This window comes from Streptomyces sp. GbtcB6 (genome assembly GCF_019091475.1).
GTDB classification, from domain to species: Bacteria; Actinomycetota; Actinomycetes; order Streptomycetales; family Streptomycetaceae; genus Streptomyces; species Streptomyces hyaluromycini.
In genome coordinates this window covers 1-15,199 of record NZ_JAGXJL010000103.1, presented here as the reverse complement: position 1 = coordinate 15,199, position 15,199 = coordinate 1, and the positions used below count along the sequence as shown (strand labels likewise).

General features: G+C 69.2%; 9 protein-coding genes and 1 pseudogene. 8 read left to right on the top strand and 2 right to left on the bottom strand.

Going from position 1 to position 15,199, the window contains the following annotated elements:
• The 5 genes and pseudogenes from KVT45_RS53290 to KVT45_RS57425 all read left to right on the top strand — a co-directional run.
• A partial coding sequence (locus KVT45_RS53290) for an aldehyde dehydrogenase (RefSeq protein ID WP_217562065.1) occupies positions 1-873 on the top strand: 873 nt, incomplete at its 5' end.
• Between the two features lie 349 nt (positions 874-1,222).
• Positions 1,223-3,994 (top strand): ricin-type beta-trefoil lectin domain protein, encoded by a 2,772-nt coding sequence (locus KVT45_RS53285; RefSeq protein ID WP_217562063.1) that lies wholly within the window; start codon positions 1,223-1,225, stop codon positions 3,992-3,994.
• 148 nt (positions 3,995-4,142) lie between these two features.
• The gene (locus KVT45_RS53280; RefSeq protein ID WP_254648680.1) at positions 4,143-6,770 is read left to right on the top strand and encodes a glycoside hydrolase family 97 catalytic domain-containing protein; all 2,628 of its coding nucleotides are present in this window, start codon (positions 4,143-4,145) and stop codon (positions 6,768-6,770) included.
• The gene (locus KVT45_RS53270) at positions 6,755-8,395 is read left to right on the top strand and encodes a glycosyl hydrolase family 28 protein (protein WP_217562061.1); all 1,641 of its coding nucleotides are present in this window, start codon (positions 6,755-6,757) and stop codon (positions 8,393-8,395) included. Before KVT45_RS53280 ends, KVT45_RS53270 begins: the two co-directional genes overlap by 16 nt.
• A 617-nt stretch (positions 8,396-9,012) precedes the next feature.
• A pseudogene (locus KVT45_RS57425) lies at positions 9,013-9,408 on the top strand (carbohydrate binding domain-containing protein); the annotation flags it as partial.
• A 101-nt stretch (positions 9,409-9,509) separates the two neighbouring features.
• Here KVT45_RS57425 and KVT45_RS53260 read toward each other — a convergent pair.
• Positions 9,510-10,709, bottom strand: coding sequence for an MFS transporter (locus KVT45_RS53260; protein WP_254648679.1), 1,200 nt, complete (start codon positions 10,707-10,709; stop codon positions 9,510-9,512).
• A gap of 89 nt (positions 10,710-10,798) precedes the next feature.
• Between KVT45_RS53260 and KVT45_RS53255 the strand changes: the two genes are divergently transcribed.
• From KVT45_RS53255 to KVT45_RS58310, 3 genes are all read left to right on the top strand, one after another.
• Entirely contained in the window at positions 10,799-11,560 is a 762-nt protein-coding gene (locus tag KVT45_RS53255; protein ID WP_217562055.1) for a DeoR/GlpR family DNA-binding transcription regulator, read from the top strand.
• Positions 11,561-11,842: 282 nt separating this feature from the next.
• Positions 11,843-13,174 (top strand): MFS transporter, encoded by a 1,332-nt coding sequence (locus tag KVT45_RS53250; protein WP_217562053.1) that lies wholly within the window; start codon positions 11,843-11,845, stop codon positions 13,172-13,174.
• A 226-nt stretch (positions 13,175-13,400) separates the two neighbouring features.
• Positions 13,401-14,114 carry a histone-like nucleoid-structuring protein Lsr2 gene (locus tag KVT45_RS58310; RefSeq protein WP_308311156.1) on the top strand — a complete coding sequence of 238 codons (714 nt, stop codon included), beginning with the start codon at positions 13,401-13,403 and terminating at the stop codon, positions 14,112-14,114.
• A 345-nt stretch (positions 14,115-14,459) separates the two neighbouring features.
• On the opposite strand, the gene KVT45_RS53240 is transcribed toward KVT45_RS58310, so the two are convergent.
• The gene (locus tag KVT45_RS53240) at positions 14,460-14,873 is read right to left on the bottom strand and encodes an ester cyclase (RefSeq protein WP_217562051.1); all 414 of its coding nucleotides are present in this window, start codon (positions 14,871-14,873) and stop codon (positions 14,460-14,462) included.
• Positions 14,874-15,199: the final 326 nt, after the last annotated feature.

The window sequence follows — 15,199 nt, the reverse complement described above, 5'->3', positions numbered from 1 at the left end:
ATCCTCACCCCGCTGGCCGCCGCCGGCGTCCTCAACGTCGTCACCGGACTCGGCCCCACCGTCGGCGTCCCGCTGGTCTCACACCCCCTCGTCCGCCGGGTCGGCTTCACCGGCTCGGTCGCCACAGGCCAGGCCATCGGTCGGATCGCCGCCGAGCGCGTCATACCGCTCGCCCTAGAGCTGGGCGGCAAGAGCCCGATTCTGGTCTTCGCCGTCGCCGACCTCGACGCTGCCGCGAGGGCAGCGGCGATGTCCGTCCTGATCAACTCCGGACAGGTCTGCTCCGCGACCACCCGGCTGCTGGTCGAGCGCAGCGTGCAGGACGAGCTGGTACGTCGCATCGGCGCGATCCTGAACGACAAGCGGCCCGGCGAGGACTTCGGCCCGATCGTCACTCCTCCGCAGTCCGACAAGGTGCTCGGGATGCTTGCCACCGCACGGCAGGAGGGCGCCCACGCCGCCGTCGGCGGGCACAAGTGCGAGGACGGGGCGCCCGAGCAGGGGCTCTACATCCAGCCGACTGTGCTCACCGACGTCAAGCCCGACATGCAGGTGGCACGAGAGGAGATCTTCGGGCCGGTGCTGGTCGCCATGCCGTTCGACACCGAGGACGAGGCCGTCGCCCTCGCCAACGCCACCGAGTACGGCCTGGCCGGCGCCGTGTGGTGCGGGGACACCGCCCGAGGGATGGCCCTGGCCCATCGCGTCGAGGCCGGCCAGGTCGCTGTCAACGGCGGCGTCATGGGTGTCGAGACACCGTTCGGCGGCTACAAGATGAGCGGCATCGGCCGGGAAAAGGGCATCGAGGCCCTCTACGAGTACACCCAGCTCAAGACGGTCAGCGTCACCCTGCCGGACCACGCCACCAAGTGAGCCGCACCGCGCGTCGCCGCCGGAGTTGTACAGCGGCCCTGGGTGTCCACGGTGAGCGCTGTGCTGGAGAAGCGGCTCCACACCTGGCCGCGGCCGTGTTTGGCAGTGTTGGCTATCGATCATGCACCCGTCAAGGCGTGGGACCGTGTGACCGTGCGTGAGCGCTCGCGACCTGGCAGGACCGACGCATTCCGTCTGATTCAAACGGGTTCTCTGGTATAGACCTTGACGGTAATTCAACAGGACTCCACACTGGCGCCCAAACCTCCACGCACGGTTCGACGTTGCGCGCTCACCTGAGAGCGCTCTCAAGAGCAGTCCTCACCCCCCACTGGAGAAGGACGACACTGTGCAGCGAACCCTGAAACGCCTCCTGCCCCTGTGGCTCACGGCTCTGGTGGCCGCCCTTCTCGTGGCCGGTGTGCCGCCGGCCCGCGCGGCGACGGCCACGACGATCACGGTGGACGGCGGTCAGAGCGGCCGGACGTTCGACGGGATCGGCGCGATCAGCGGCGGCGGGGGCAACTCCCGGCTGCTGCGGGACTATCCGGCCGCCCAGCGGTCGCAGATCCTCGACTACCTGTTCAAGCCGGGCTACGGCGCGAACCTGCAGCTGCTGAAGCTGGAGATCGGCGGGGACGCCAACTCCACGGACGGCTCGGAACCGTCCATCGAGCACACCAAGGGACAGATCAACTGCGACGCCGGCTACGAGTTCTGGCTCGCCGAGCAGGCAAAGGCCCGTAACCCGGACATCAAGTTCTACGGACTGGCCTGGGCGGCCCCGGGCTGGATCAGCGGCGGGTTCTGGTCCACCGACACCATCAACTACCTGATTTCCTGGCTGGGCTGTGCCAGACAGCACGGGCTCACCGTCGGCTACCTCGGCGGCTGGAACGAGAAGGGCCATGACGCCGACTGGTACGTCCGGTTGCGGTCCGCGCTCGACAACGCGGGATACGGCGCCGTCCAGATCGTCGCCGACGACTCGGGCTGGAGCGTCGCCGACGACATGGCGAGCAACACGGCGTTCGACAACGCCGTTTCGGTCATCGGCGCCCACTACCCCTGCGCGGGCGGCGACGGCGGCAGCGCCGACTCCTGCTCCAGCACCACCACGGCGAAGAACAACGGCAAGCCCCTGTGGGCCTCCGAGAACGGCTCCCTGGACATGGACGCCGGGGCGCCGGCGCTGATCCGCTCGATCGTGCGCGGATACGTGGACGCGAGGATGACCGCGTACCTCAACTGGCCGCTGGTCGCGGCCCTCTACCCCAACCTCCCGTTCGGCACGGTCGGCCTGGCCACCGCGAACTCGCCGTGGTCCGGCAACTACGCGATCGGCGAGAACACCTGGGCGACCGCCCAGGTCACCCAGTTCGCCCGGCCGGGCTGGGCGTTCGTCGACTCCGCGTCGGGCTACCTCGGCGGAGCCGAGTCCAACGGCACCTATGTGACGCTGAAGTCGCCGAACGGCTCCGACTACTCCACGGTGCTGGAGACCACCACCGCCGGCTCGGCGCAGACCGTCGACGTCCAGGTTAAGGGCGGCCTGTCCACCGGCACGGTGCACGTGTGGGCGACCCGGGTGAACAGCCCGAGCCCGGCCACGGACTTCGTGCACACCCAGGACATCACCCCGGCCGGGGGCTCCTACTCGCTGACGCTGCAACCCGGCTGGATCTACAGCGTCACCACGACCACCGGCCAGGGCAGGGGCACCGCCACCGCGCCCGCCGCCCACGCCCTCGCGCTGCCCTACGGCGACACGTTCGACAGCGACGCGACGGGCACCGAGGCGACCTATCTCTCCGACATGCAGGGCTCGTTCGAGGCGCGCCCGTGCGCCGACGGCCGGACGGGGCAGTGCGTGCAGCAGGTGACCCCGGTCAAGCCGATCGAATGGCAGGACGACTCCGACCCCTTCTCGCTTGTCGGCGACCCGACGTGGAGCGACTACACCGTCAAGGCCGACGTCGACCTGCAGCAGGCCGGCACCGTCGAACTCCTCGGCCGGGCCAACACCCAGAACCGTCCGCAGAGCCACCAGGCCGCGTACCGGCTGAGGGTGAGCGACACCGGCGCCTGGTCCATCGTCAAAAGCTCGGCGGCCGGCAACCTGACCACGCTGGCCTCCGGCAACCGGACAGCACTGGGCACCAACTCGTGGCACACCCTGGCCCTCGGCTTCTCCGGTGACCTGATCACCGCCACCGCGGACGGCGCCACCCTCGGCACGGCGACCGACGACTCCTTCACCGCGGGCCAGGTCGGCATCGGGGTGGTCGGCTACCGCACCGACCAGTTCGACAACCTCTCCGTCACCGCCAACCCCCCGGGCAACCACGGCGGCGTCCTCAAGGGCCGCCAGTCCGGACTGTGCGCGGACGTACCCGGGGCGAGCCAGACCAACGGCACACAGATCGCGCTGTGGGACTGCACCGGCGGCGCCAACCAGTCCTGGACCCTGACGCCTTCCGGCCGACTCACCGTCTACGGCGGCGCGAAGTGCCTGGACGTCAACGGCGGCGCCACCGCCGACGGTACGGCGGTGCAGATCTACGACTGCAACAGTTCGACGGCCCAGCAGTGGACCGTCAACAGCGACGGTACGGTGGTCAACCCCAGCTCGGGCAAGTGCCTGGACGCCACCGCGGGCGGCAGAACCCCCGGCACCCCGCTGGAGATCTGGACCTGCACCGGCGGCACGAACCAGAACTGGATCCGCGGCGCGGTGTCGGGGGCCGTCAAGGGCCAGGAGTCGGGCCGCTGCGTCGACGTCCCCGGCTTCAGCCAGACCAACGGCGCGCAGCCCGCCCTGTGGGACTGCAACGGCGGCACCAACCAGACCTGGACCTCCACCACCGGTAACCAGCTGACCGTCTACGACTCCAAGTGCCTGGAGGTCACCGGCGGTGCCACCGCGGACGGCAGCGCGGTGGAGATCTGGGACTGCAACGGCGGCACCGCCCAGCAGTGGCGGGTGCGTTCCGACGGCACCGTGGTCAACGTCGGATCCGGCAAGTGCCTGGACGCGGTCGGACACGGCACGGCCAACAGCACGGCGCTGGAGATCTGGACCTGCACCGGCGGCGCCAACCAGATCTGGCGGCTGACCTAGCCTCCCCTGCTCCCGCCGGGCCGTAGCCGCCCCACACGTGCTCACGGCCCGGCGGGCCTCCTCCCGGCGTCGCCCGCTCACCACTTCGGCGGCACCGTGCTGCCCGGCGCACCCCCCACGTCACCACCCACCTCGATGAAGGACGCCCATGCCCACCACCCCGCTCAGACGCCTGCTGCAACGCTGCCTGACGGCACTGCTGTTGCCCCTGGCCCTCCTGGTCGTGCCGGCGCACGCCGCGGCCGCGGCCACCGGCTGGACCGTCACCGGCCCGTCCGCGGGCTCCCCGACCGCCGCACAGGTCACGCTGGACGACGGCACCCTCACCTTCGCCGCCTCCAGCCACGGCCAGACCGTGCTGTCACCGTCCCCGATAGGCATCCGGACCAGCACCGCCGACCTGACGAAGAACCTGACGTTCCTGCAGCGCAGCGACCGGACGGTCACCGAGTCGTACTCGATGACCACGGGCAAGCAGCGCACCCGGCAGACCGCCTATACCGAGACCACCCTGTCCTTCTCGGGCACCGGCGGGGCCCGGCTCGACGTCGTGGTCCGTGCCTCGGACACCGGTGTGGCCTACCGCTACGTGCTGCCGGGCAGCGGCTCGGTGACCGTGACCGGTGAGGCGTCGTCGTGGACGGTCCCGGCCTCCGCCGACGCATGGCTCGTGCCGCCCGACAACGAGGACCAGGGCCAGTGGTTCGCCACCACCGCGGCCGCCGCTCCGACCAACACCTACCACCTGCCCGCGCTGTTCCAGGTCGGCGACACCTACGCGCTGGTGGCCGAGACGGACCTCGACGGCCGGTACGCCGCCTCCTACCTCTCCCACACGTCCGGATCCGCCACCTACACCGCCCAGTTGGCCAGCGGGATCACCACCACGCTGCCGCTGTCGACGCCGTGGCGCACCGCGGCCATCGGCGACCTGGCGAGCGTCACCCGGTCCACGATCGTCGACGACCTGGCCACGCCCTCCAAGGTCACCGACACCTCCTGGATCAAGCCCGGCGCCGTCGCCTGGTCCTGGCTGAGCGAACACGGCAGCCCGTCCAGCGAGGCCCGGCAGAAGCAGTACATCGACTTCGCCCAGCGCCACGGCTGGAGTTACGTCCTGATCGACGAGGGCTGGTCGTCCTCCTGGGTACCGGACATCGTGTCGTACGCCAAGGCCAGAGGCGTCCAGGTCATCCTCTGGTTCAACTCCTCCGATCTGCGCACCGCGGCACAGCGCGCCCAGTGGCTGCCACAGGTCAAGAACTGGGGAGTGGCCGGGGTGAAGATCGACTTCATCGACGAGTACAGCCAGGCGACCCTGCAGTGGTACGACGCCGTCCTCGCGCAGACCGCGGACCTGAAGCTGATGGTCAACTTCCACGGCACCGCCATGCCCCGGGGTATGCAGCGCACCTGGCCCCACGTGGTCGCCGCCGAGGCGGTGTACGGCTCGGAACAGTTCCACAACCGCGCCGCCTTCGACACCATCCTGCCCTACACCCGGAACGTGATCTCCAGCATGGACTTCACCCCGGTGGTGTTCAGCATGACCGGCCGTGACACCACCGACGCCCACGAACTGGCCACCTCCGTCGTGTTCGAGTCCGGCTGGCAGCACTTCGCCGACAGCCCCGAGAGCTACGAGGCACACCCCGAGGCGCTCCGCATCCTCGACCAGCTCCCCACCGCCTGGGACGAGACGCGCCTGCTCGGCGGCAGCCCCGGAAAGGAGACGTACCTGGCCCGTCGCGCCGGCGGGCGCTGGTTCGTCGGCGGCATCTCTGCCCTGTCCGCCAAGACCTTCCAGACCCCGCTGTCCTTCCTCGGCGCCGGACAGTGGCTGGCCGAGACGGTCCGCGACGGCACCGGCGGCCTGACCCACGAGACCCGCGTCGTCACCGGCTCCGACACCCTGTCGGTACCGGAGGCCGCCAACGGCGGCTTCGTGACGGCACTGTGCCCCTACACGTCCGGCATGTCGACCTGCTCCACCCGAGGCCAGGCCGGCGCGCTGAAGGGCAGCCAGTCCGGCCTGTGCGCGGACGTGCCCGGGGCGAGCCAGACCAACGGCACCCAGATCGCCCTGTGGGACTGCCACGGCGATGCGAACCAGACCTGGACCGCCTCCTCGACCGGGCAGTTGACGGTCTACGGCGGTGCGAAGTGCCTGGACGTCAAGGGCGGCGCGACGGCCGACGGTACGGCGGTGCAGATCTACGACTGCAACAGCTCGGCGGCCCAGCAGTGGACCGTCAGCGGCGACGGTACGGTGGTCAACCCCAGCTCGGGCAAGTGCCTGGACGCCACCGGGGGCGGCACCACCACCGGCACCCTGCTGCAGATCTGGACCTGCAACGGCGGCACCAACCAGACCTGGTACCGCGCCAACACCACCGGCGCCTACCAGGAGAAGCAGTCCGGCCGATGCCTGGACCTGCCCGGCGGCAACCAGGCCAACGGCACCCGTCCGGCGCTGTGGGACTGCAACAGCGGCACCAACCAGACCTGGTTCTCCACGGTGAGCGGTGAACTGACCGTCTTCGCCAACCGCTGCCTGGAGGCGGCCGGCGGAGCCACCGCCAACGGCACCGCCGTACAGATCCACGACTGCGACGGCACCTACGGCCAGAAGTGGCGGGTCCGCTCCGACGGCACGATCGTCAACCTCGCCTCCGGCACCTGCCTGGACGCGATCGACGGCGGCACCGCCAACGGCACCCAACTACAGCTGTGGACCTGCAACGGCGGTACCAACCAGGTGTGGACGAGGAGCTGACGGCCGTGAACCTCCGCTGGCTTCACAGCACCCGCGGCCCCGCTCTCGGCCTGACCGCTCTGCTGCTGGCCGTCGCGGCCCTGGTGGGACTTCCCCGTCCCGCCCAGGCCGCGGCGGCGGGCGTGGCCGTGTACCCCGTCGCGTCGATCTACCCGGCGTCGGCGGACTACACGCTCACCGTCAACGGAACGTCCGTACCCGTCACCAAGTACCCGGGGTACGACATCGCCCAGTTCGCCCTCGGTACCGGCACCGCCACCATGGCGGTGACCAAGACCAACAACACCGGCATCGGCTCGTACAGCATCAGTCCGCAGAAGCTGAACCTCAGCGGGTCGGTCAGCGGCTCGACCCTGACCTTCACCGTGCAGCACGACGACTACCTGATCGTGAAACTGGACGGCCGCCCCAACCTGGTGATCGCGGCCGACCCGCAGGAGTCCGACCGCCCGTCGTCCACCGGCACCGGCATCTTCAACGTGCGGAGCGCCCCGTACGACGTGCAGCCGAACACCGGCGCGTACACCACCACGGCCTTCCAGACCGCACTGAACGACGCCGCCGCGTGGGGCTCCGCCAACGGCGGGCAGGGCATCGTCTACGTGCCCGCCGGTGTCTACACGCTGGGCAACCTGTACCTGCGGAGCAACCTCGCCCTCTACCTCGCCCCCGGTGCGGTGCTCCGCTACACCGGGGAGCCCGACCACTACGTGGTGGACGGGCACAAGGACTCCCAGGGGCGCGACCTCACCTGGTTCATCTCCACCCGCTACTCGTCGTCGAACATCAAGATCTACGGCCGGGGGATCATCGACGGCAACGGAGCGGCCTCGCTCAAGCCCGGCAACCTGGGCGTCAACCTCCTCATGCCCATCTACACCGACGGACTCACGGTCGACGGCATCACGTTCCGGGAGTCGAGCAGCTGGGCGGTCATCCCGTTGCGGTCCTCGAACCTGACACTCCGCAACATCAAGCTCTTCAACAGGTTCGACATGGGCGAGAACGACGGGATCGACGTCACCGAGTCCACGAACGTCACCGTCACCCACGCGATCGGCATCGCGCTCGACGACCCGTTCTCCACCAAGACCTGGGGCGACGTCGCCGACATCTACAAGTCCGTCCCCGGTACCGCACGCCCGCTGAAGAACGTCACCTTCGACGACCTGGTCTCCTGGACCTACTGCTACGGGGTCAAGGTGGGCCAGGGCGTCATCCAGTCGCAGGACGGCGTCACGTTCCGGCACGTCGTCGTCTACGACGCCGCCGTGGGCATCGGCGTCCATCACAAGTACGGAGCGTCGAGTGCCACGAACATCCGCTTCGACGACATCGACATCGAGCGGCTGGACTTCACCAACGACGACAACAGGACATGGCTCGCCCTGATGACCGGCGACACCCAGGGCGTCGGCCCGGTCACGGGCGTCACCATCTCCAACGTCAAGGTCCGCAACGCCGGCACCACGGCAGCGCGCATCAACGGCCGGCCCGGTGCACCCATCACCGGGGTCACCCTGAGCAACATCGTGATGCCGGGGAGCACCACCGCCGCGACCACGCTCGCCCAGATGAACCTCACCAACCTCTCGGACTACGGCCCCGTCACGATCACACCGTAGGCACCTGCCTTTCGAACACTGATCTCCCGCTCGCCACCGGCCGCAGGAGTGCTGCGCCGGGTGAACCTCCGGAGCGGGCGCTGCGTATGAATTCGGCAGGGACACCCCCGGTCTCCGCCATGGGACGGAAGGAGAGCACCGTGCCCGCACCGCCCGCGTCCGACGCACCGGACGACCGCACCGCGCTGGAGCCCATCCGCGTGCTTCGCATGCGCAACACCGACGCGCTGGCCCAACTGCTCGACGACATACGCCAGGACGAGGACTACCGCGGCCATGCACCCGTGGCCGCACCCGTCCCTCGCACCCTGACCGACGGCGAGACGGAGGAACTCCCGCCTGTCCCCGGCGACAAGACGGAGGAACTCTCCGTCCTCGGCGGCGGCACCCGCCCGTCGCGCACCGCGGACCGCCCGCGACTGGGACCCGGCCAGCGCCGGGCGGCCGTTTCGATGGCGGTCGTCGCGGCGGCCGTGGTCGGCTTCGGCTGCTCTCTCCTGATCCCCAGCCCTACCGAGGCCACCCCGACCGCTCCCTCGGCAAGCGCGTCGGCCGCCCCGACAACGGCCGCCCCGACATCGGCGGCCCCGGCCCCGGGCGCGGGCGGGGTCGGGGCCGTCCTGGCCAACCCGGGCTTCGAGTCGGGCGGCCTCTCGCCGTGGAGCTGCGCCGGCAACCCGGGCTCGATCGTCTCCTCCCCTGTCCACTCGGGCTCCAAGGCCCTCCAGGGGACGGTGAGTTCGAGCGACACCGCGCAGTGCAACCAGACCGTCGCCGTACGGCCGAACACCACCTACGCACTCAGCGGCTGGGTCCGCGGCTCCAACGTCTACCTGGGCGTCAACAGCGGAGCTTCCACCTGGACCACTTCCCCCTCCGGATACAGCCCACTGACCGTCTCCTTCACCACCGGCACCTCCCAGACCAGCGCGACGATCTACGTGCACGGCTGGTACGCACAGGGCAGCTACTACGCCGACGACATCACCCTGACCGGGCCCGGTGACGGCGGTCACACCTAGAGCCGTCAGAGCCGGCCGCTGCCGCCCAGGTCATGGCGGGACCGCGGGGAGGCCTGTGCGGCACGGTGTCAGGGGCCGTGCCGCACAGGCGGTCAGCGGTTGCTGGGTGCCAACTCGGGCGTGCGATCGGACTCGGTGCGCAGGACTCCCGAGGCCGCAGCGGTGATCGCACACAGCAGGGTCAGCAGTACGAAGGCGTGGTTCAGTGCCACGAGATGGGTCGCCCAGCCGATGACGGCCGGGCCGGCGAGCATGCCGACGTAGCCGAGGCCGGCGACCCGGGACACGTTGGCGCCGGCAGCGGCGGGGTCGGAGTGCCCGGCCGCGCTGAACAACTGGGGGACACAGCCGGACAGCCCCAGGCCGAACAGCGCCCACCCGGCGAACGCGGACCATACCCAGGGGGAGAAAGCCACGATCGTGATGCCGACGGCGGCCGTCGCCGAGCCGTAGCGGAGTATGGCCATGGACCCGAACCGGGCCACGAGACGGTCGGCGAGCAGCCGGCCGATGGTCATCGCCGCCGCGTAGGTGCCGTACGCGAAGGCGGCGGTGCTCGCGGGTGCGCCGAGGACGTCCTTCAGGTGCAGGGCGCTCCAGTCGTTCGCGGCTCCCTCGCACAGCATGACGATGAGGGCAAGGCAGGCGAGGATCCCGATGCGCCCGGGAGTGCTGCGTGGCTTCGCGGCCGGTGCCTGTTCCTCCCCTGCGGAGCTGGTGGCGGCGGGTGGCGGCGTGGCCGGCAGCAGAGCGCGTGCCGACGCCAGCGCGGTCACGACGCCTGCGGCTCCCAGGATGCCCATGGCCGTGGCCGGGCTCATGCGGGTGCTCGCGGCACCTGCTGCGACGATCGCGGCGATGACGCCGCCGACGGAGAACATGGCGTGGAAGGCCGACATGACGGGCCGGCTGTACGCCTTCTCCACGTGCACGGCGTGGGCGTTCATGCTCACGTCCAGGCAGCCGTTGGCGAAGCCGAAGACCAGCAGGGCGCCTGCCAGCGTCCAGGGATCACGGGCCAGGCCGGGCAGCACCAGGGTCGCGCTGCACAGAACGCCGGTGACAGGGACCACCACTCGCGCTCCGAGGCGGTCGGCCAGCCGCCCGGCCACCTGCATACCGATGAAGGCGCCGAGCCCCAGCAGCACGAGCAGGCCCCCCAGCGTCGCGTGGCTGATGCCCACTCGCTCCTCGACGGCGGGGATGTGCACCACCCAGGTGCCCATCAGGGTGCCGCAGAGGATGAAGTAGACGAAGGTCGCCGCACGGGCGGCTCGAAGGGAACGATCCATGCCAATCACCGTAACGAACATTTTCCATGTTCGAAAGTCGGTGCAGTGAACGCATTGAATGTTCATTTCTCGTGGTGTTCAATCGCGGTATGACCAACACAGACCGGCACGGGCTGATCGCGCAGACCCTCAGGGAGTCGGGCAGCGCCACGGTCCAGGACCTCGCCGAGCTGACCGGCGCTTCGGAGATGACCATCCGGCGTGACCTCGACACGCTGGCCGCGCAAGGCGTTCTCGAACGCATCCGGGGCGGAGCGCGCACCCTGCTGCTCAGGGGCGAGGAGCCGCCCTTCGCGCTGCGCGCCCGCGAGGCCGTGGAAGCCAAGCGCCGGATCGCGGCCGAGGTGTCCTCGCTCATCACCGACGGCGAGACCGTCCTCCTGGACAGCGGCACCACCTGCCTGGAGGTGGCCCGCCTCCTGCGTCAACGGCCGGTCACGGTGATGCCCCTGTCGCTGCAGGCCATCCACCTGTTCGGCGAGACCCCGGGCCCGACCACGCTGATGGTGCCCGGCGGGCGGCCCCGCGCCGCCGAGGGGGCCCTCACCGGCCCTCTCACGCTCGCCTCCCTGTCGGCGCTGCGCTTCGACACCGCGGTCATCGGCTGTTGCGGCGTGAGCGCAGCCGAGGGCCTGACCGCCTACGACCTCGACGACGCGGTGGTGAAGAAGGCGGGCATCGCCTCCGCACGCCGCATCATCGGCGCTGCGGACGGCAGCAAACTCGGCCGCACCGCCTACGCCTACGTCGGCCCTTCCGCGCTCCTGCACACCCTCGTCACCGATTCCACGGCGCCCGCCGAAGAAGTCGCCGCGCTCGAGGGCACGAGTACGGTCGTCAAGACAGTCTGACGAGGAACTGGTCGCGGAACCGCACGGCATCGCCGTCGCGAGCGAGACCCATGGCGAGTACACCGCCACTCCCGAGCCGCCACTCCCGAGCCGCCGCTCCCTAGCGGCTCGGCCGGCCCACGAAGCTCATTGACAGCCGGCGCCGACCGTCCACCTCGACACCGGCAACAGCTACCTCAGCGGCAGCGACCGCCATGCATGGCTGGAGTGGCGACGGGTTCGCCGCACATTCCTGGACGAGGCGGGCGCCGGAACGCCCGCAGGGAGGACTTCGGCCGGCACATGAGCCACCATGACGACATCGGGCAGCAGCCGGGTTCCATCGCAGACGTGGTCCCGGGGGCGGTGGCGAGGGAGACGACGGCAGAGGACACCGCACTCCGACTGGTCCTGGCCTCGCCCCTGTACCGCGGCGCGACAATCGCCCTGTTCCTGGCGGGACTTGGGCAGTCCGCGGCCGCGCCGCAGATCGCGCTGTTCCTGACCAAGGAGCTGGGCGGCTCGCTGACCACCGCCGGCCTGTTCTACCTCACCAGCCTGACCGCGCCGGTGGCCGGCTACCTGGTGGGTGCGCGGTCGGACCGCACCGGAGGACGACTGGGGCTGTTTCGCGCGTGCGTTGTCGCGGGCTTCCTGGGCTGGGCGGGCATCGCCTGCGCGACGCAGCTGTGGATGCCCTTCGTCATCAGCGCCGTCGTCCTCGGCTTCGCCGGTGGCGCCGCATCCCAGATCTTCGCCGCCATCCACGACGAACTGGGTGTCCACCCCAGCGCGGCCGGCGACGGGGTGGTCTCCATCGTGCGGATGGCACTGACCGCCGGCTGGATCGTCGGACCGTCCGCCGGAGCCGTCCTCTCGGCCCGCTTCGGACTGCGACCCATGCTGGCCGCCACCGCACTGTGCACTCTGATGCAGCTCGTCCCGCTGGGCGTGCTCCGGACACCGTCGACAGCGGCGCCCGCGAGCCCGTCACCGAAAGTGGTGCAGCCGGATGCCCCGCTTCGGACGAAGGTGCGGACGATGCGGCCGCTGCTGCTGTTCACGGCGCTGTACGTGTTCGTCTACGCCGGCGAGCCGATCAAATACGCGTATCTGCCGATCTACATGATCGAGCGTCTGCACTTCCCGTCCGGGATCGAAGGCGCGATCATCGGCATCCAGCCGCTGGTGGAACTGGTGCTGATGCCATTGGCTGTCCTGGCCGCCCGAAGGATCGGGATGATGCGGCTCATGGTCGTCGCGGCCGGCTTCGGCGTCGCCGCCAACATCTGCTTCGCCACCACCGGCAGCACGCCCGGACTCTTCGCCGGGCAGATCCTCATGGGCGGGGTGTGGGGAGTCTTCGCGGCGCTGGGGATCATTATGGCCCAGCGCCTTCTCCCCAGCGCCGTGGCCACCGCTTCCGCGATCTTCATGAGCTCCACCGCACTCAGCTCCGCGCTGGGAGGATCCGTCGGAGGACTGGGAGTCGCGGTGGTCGGTCTGCCCCACGTCTTCCTCATACCTGCGACCTTCGCGCTCATCGCCGTCATCGGCCTCTCTCTGATGGACCGGTCAACCAGGAAGTCGCAGGCATCTTCCTCGGGTCCGCCCGCTTGCCCAAACCGGGTGTGATCATTGCGGGACGGCCCTTGGGGAGCGTTTGGTCTGCAGAAACGCATTCCGCATCAGCCACTGTCAGTGGTCCCGCATACGGTTCTCCCATGGATCATCAGCGGTCGTCGCCTCGCCAAGAGGACAGCTGCACAGTCCGGGAGACCGGGCAACGCTCTCTGCGGGCCGGTGATATGGGCGGGCCTGCTCCAGGTATGTGCGCATCCTTGCGGGGTGGAGATCACACATGAGCGAAACTCCGATGCACGAGGCAGGAGACGTACGAGAGGCGTGGGGCCGGGTAACCGCGTGGCTTGAACGGAACGACCCTGAAGCCCTCGCCGCACTCGGCGGCCCGGGGAGCCATGCGGCCATTGGCGAAGCCGAACTGCACATGGGCCTGAAGCTGCCAGGGGAGATGCGGCAGTGGCTGCTGGCGAACGACATCGATGCCGGCAGGGAACCCGATGCCCACTCGTGTCTGGTGGCGCTGGGGTGCGAGATAGCCGTCCCCGGCGGCCATCTCCTTCTTGGGCTGACGGATATTCAGCGGGTCTACCTCAGCCGGGTCGGCTTGGCGGAGATGCAGCCGTCGGCAGACCCCGACCATCCGTTCTGGCGTCGTGAGTGGGTGCCCATTGCCGCGGAGTCCGACGGTCTCTACGGGACGTTCTTGGACACGCTCAGCGGAACCATCGGAACCTGGGACGAGGCATCCGGTCCCGAGGAGGGCGTATACGCCTCGTTGTTCGCGTTCTTCCAAGAGACGGCGGACCGGCTGGAAGGGGTGTCCTCGGGAGACTGGAGAGGCCCTGGCGAGTCGGCCAGACGCCGTATCCTCGATCCCCGTCCGGAAGACGAGCCGATACGCCTCTGGGCGCGCACCAACGGGTATCTCGTAAACGATCGTGGGCGTATCCCTGCGTCCATCCGCGAGGCTTACGAGGTATCACAGAGGTGAGCACCAGCTCCGGCTGGTCCGGTCGACGACCATTGGCTGGTCACAGCCATTCGTTGATCGCGGCAACGAGGACGGTGGCCTCGAAACGGCAGGCCACCGCCCGGTTCGGCGTCAGGCGCTTGATTCCGCACTCGACAGGAAGCCGGAAGAGATCCGCTGGACACCGGTTGCGCGCCGGCTGCCGAAGTACACCGGGGCGCTGGACGAGAAGCCGGCACCGGCGATGACGACCCGTTCGGTCGGCTAGCTGGCCGAGACAGACCGCGACTATTGACTGCTACCAGATCTCTCTCGTACCTGCCCGTGAGGCAGGGCCGCAAGCCATGTGGTGATCACAACCTCCTGTCAGGCGTTGAGCTGTTGGAGCGCCGTCGCCCAGTTCTCGATGTGGTAGCCCTTGGCCAGCCTTCCGTCGCGGACGGTGAACACGTCAATCGCCATCGTCCTGAAGGACTTACCGGTCGGAGCGGCGCCCCAGAATTCCTTGACCGGCGTCCCCGTCGCTTCTCCACGCACAATCATCGTGTCGTCGACCACATGGATGTCGACCACCTCCCATGCCAGATCGGGCACGGTCTCTCCCATGGACTTGAACACGTCGGCCAACTGGTCACGCGTCAGGAATTCCTGGTTTGTGTGATACGAGTGATAGTCGTCGTTGCACGCCTGGGCCAGAAGTTCCGACACGTTCTTCTCGCTCGGTTTGTTCAGGGCCTCGTAGAGCGGGGCAGAGATCCTGCGGGCCTCTTCGACGGTCATGAACGATTCGTCACTCTTGGTCATCTGGTCTTGCCTCTCGTCATAGACGGCGTCGTACCGAGCCAATCGGCACCGGACAACCCGAAATTATCTTGGGCGTCGATTCCGTTCTCTCACCTGAATGTGTGAGGGGTAGGCCGGACGAGGACGTCCAGCAGAGTCGGGCCGGAGCGGGAGGGGAACGCAGCCGACACGTCGGTGCCTCGACGGTGAGGTGTTCCGGCTGCCGCATCGCCGACTTGGCCACAGCTAGTACTGCAGTGGGACTTCAATGTTTCCGCTGGTCAGAGGCGTAGTTTCGAGCGTACCGGGCTGACAGCCCGTCA

Coding starts and splice junctions, on each gene's coding strand:
- KVT45_RS53280 (WP_254648680.1), top strand. CDS start 4,143: ATGCCCACCACCCCGCTCAGACGCCTGCTGCAACGCTGCCTGACGGCA.
- KVT45_RS53260 (WP_254648679.1), bottom strand. CDS start 10,709: ATGGATCGTTCCCTTCGAGCCGCCCGTGCGGCGACCTTCGTCTACTTC.
- KVT45_RS53255 (WP_217562055.1), top strand. CDS start 10,799: ATGACCAACACAGACCGGCACGGGCTGATCGCGCAGACCCTCAGGGAG.
- KVT45_RS53250 (WP_217562053.1), top strand. CDS start 11,843: ATGAGCCACCATGACGACATCGGGCAGCAGCCGGGTTCCATCGCAGAC.
- KVT45_RS58310 (WP_308311156.1), top strand. CDS start 13,401: ATGAGCGAAACTCCGATGCACGAGGCAGGAGACGTACGAGAGGCGTGG.
- KVT45_RS53240 (WP_217562051.1), bottom strand. CDS start 14,873: ATGACCGTCGAAGAGGCCCGCAGGATCTCTGCCCCGCTCTACGAGGCC.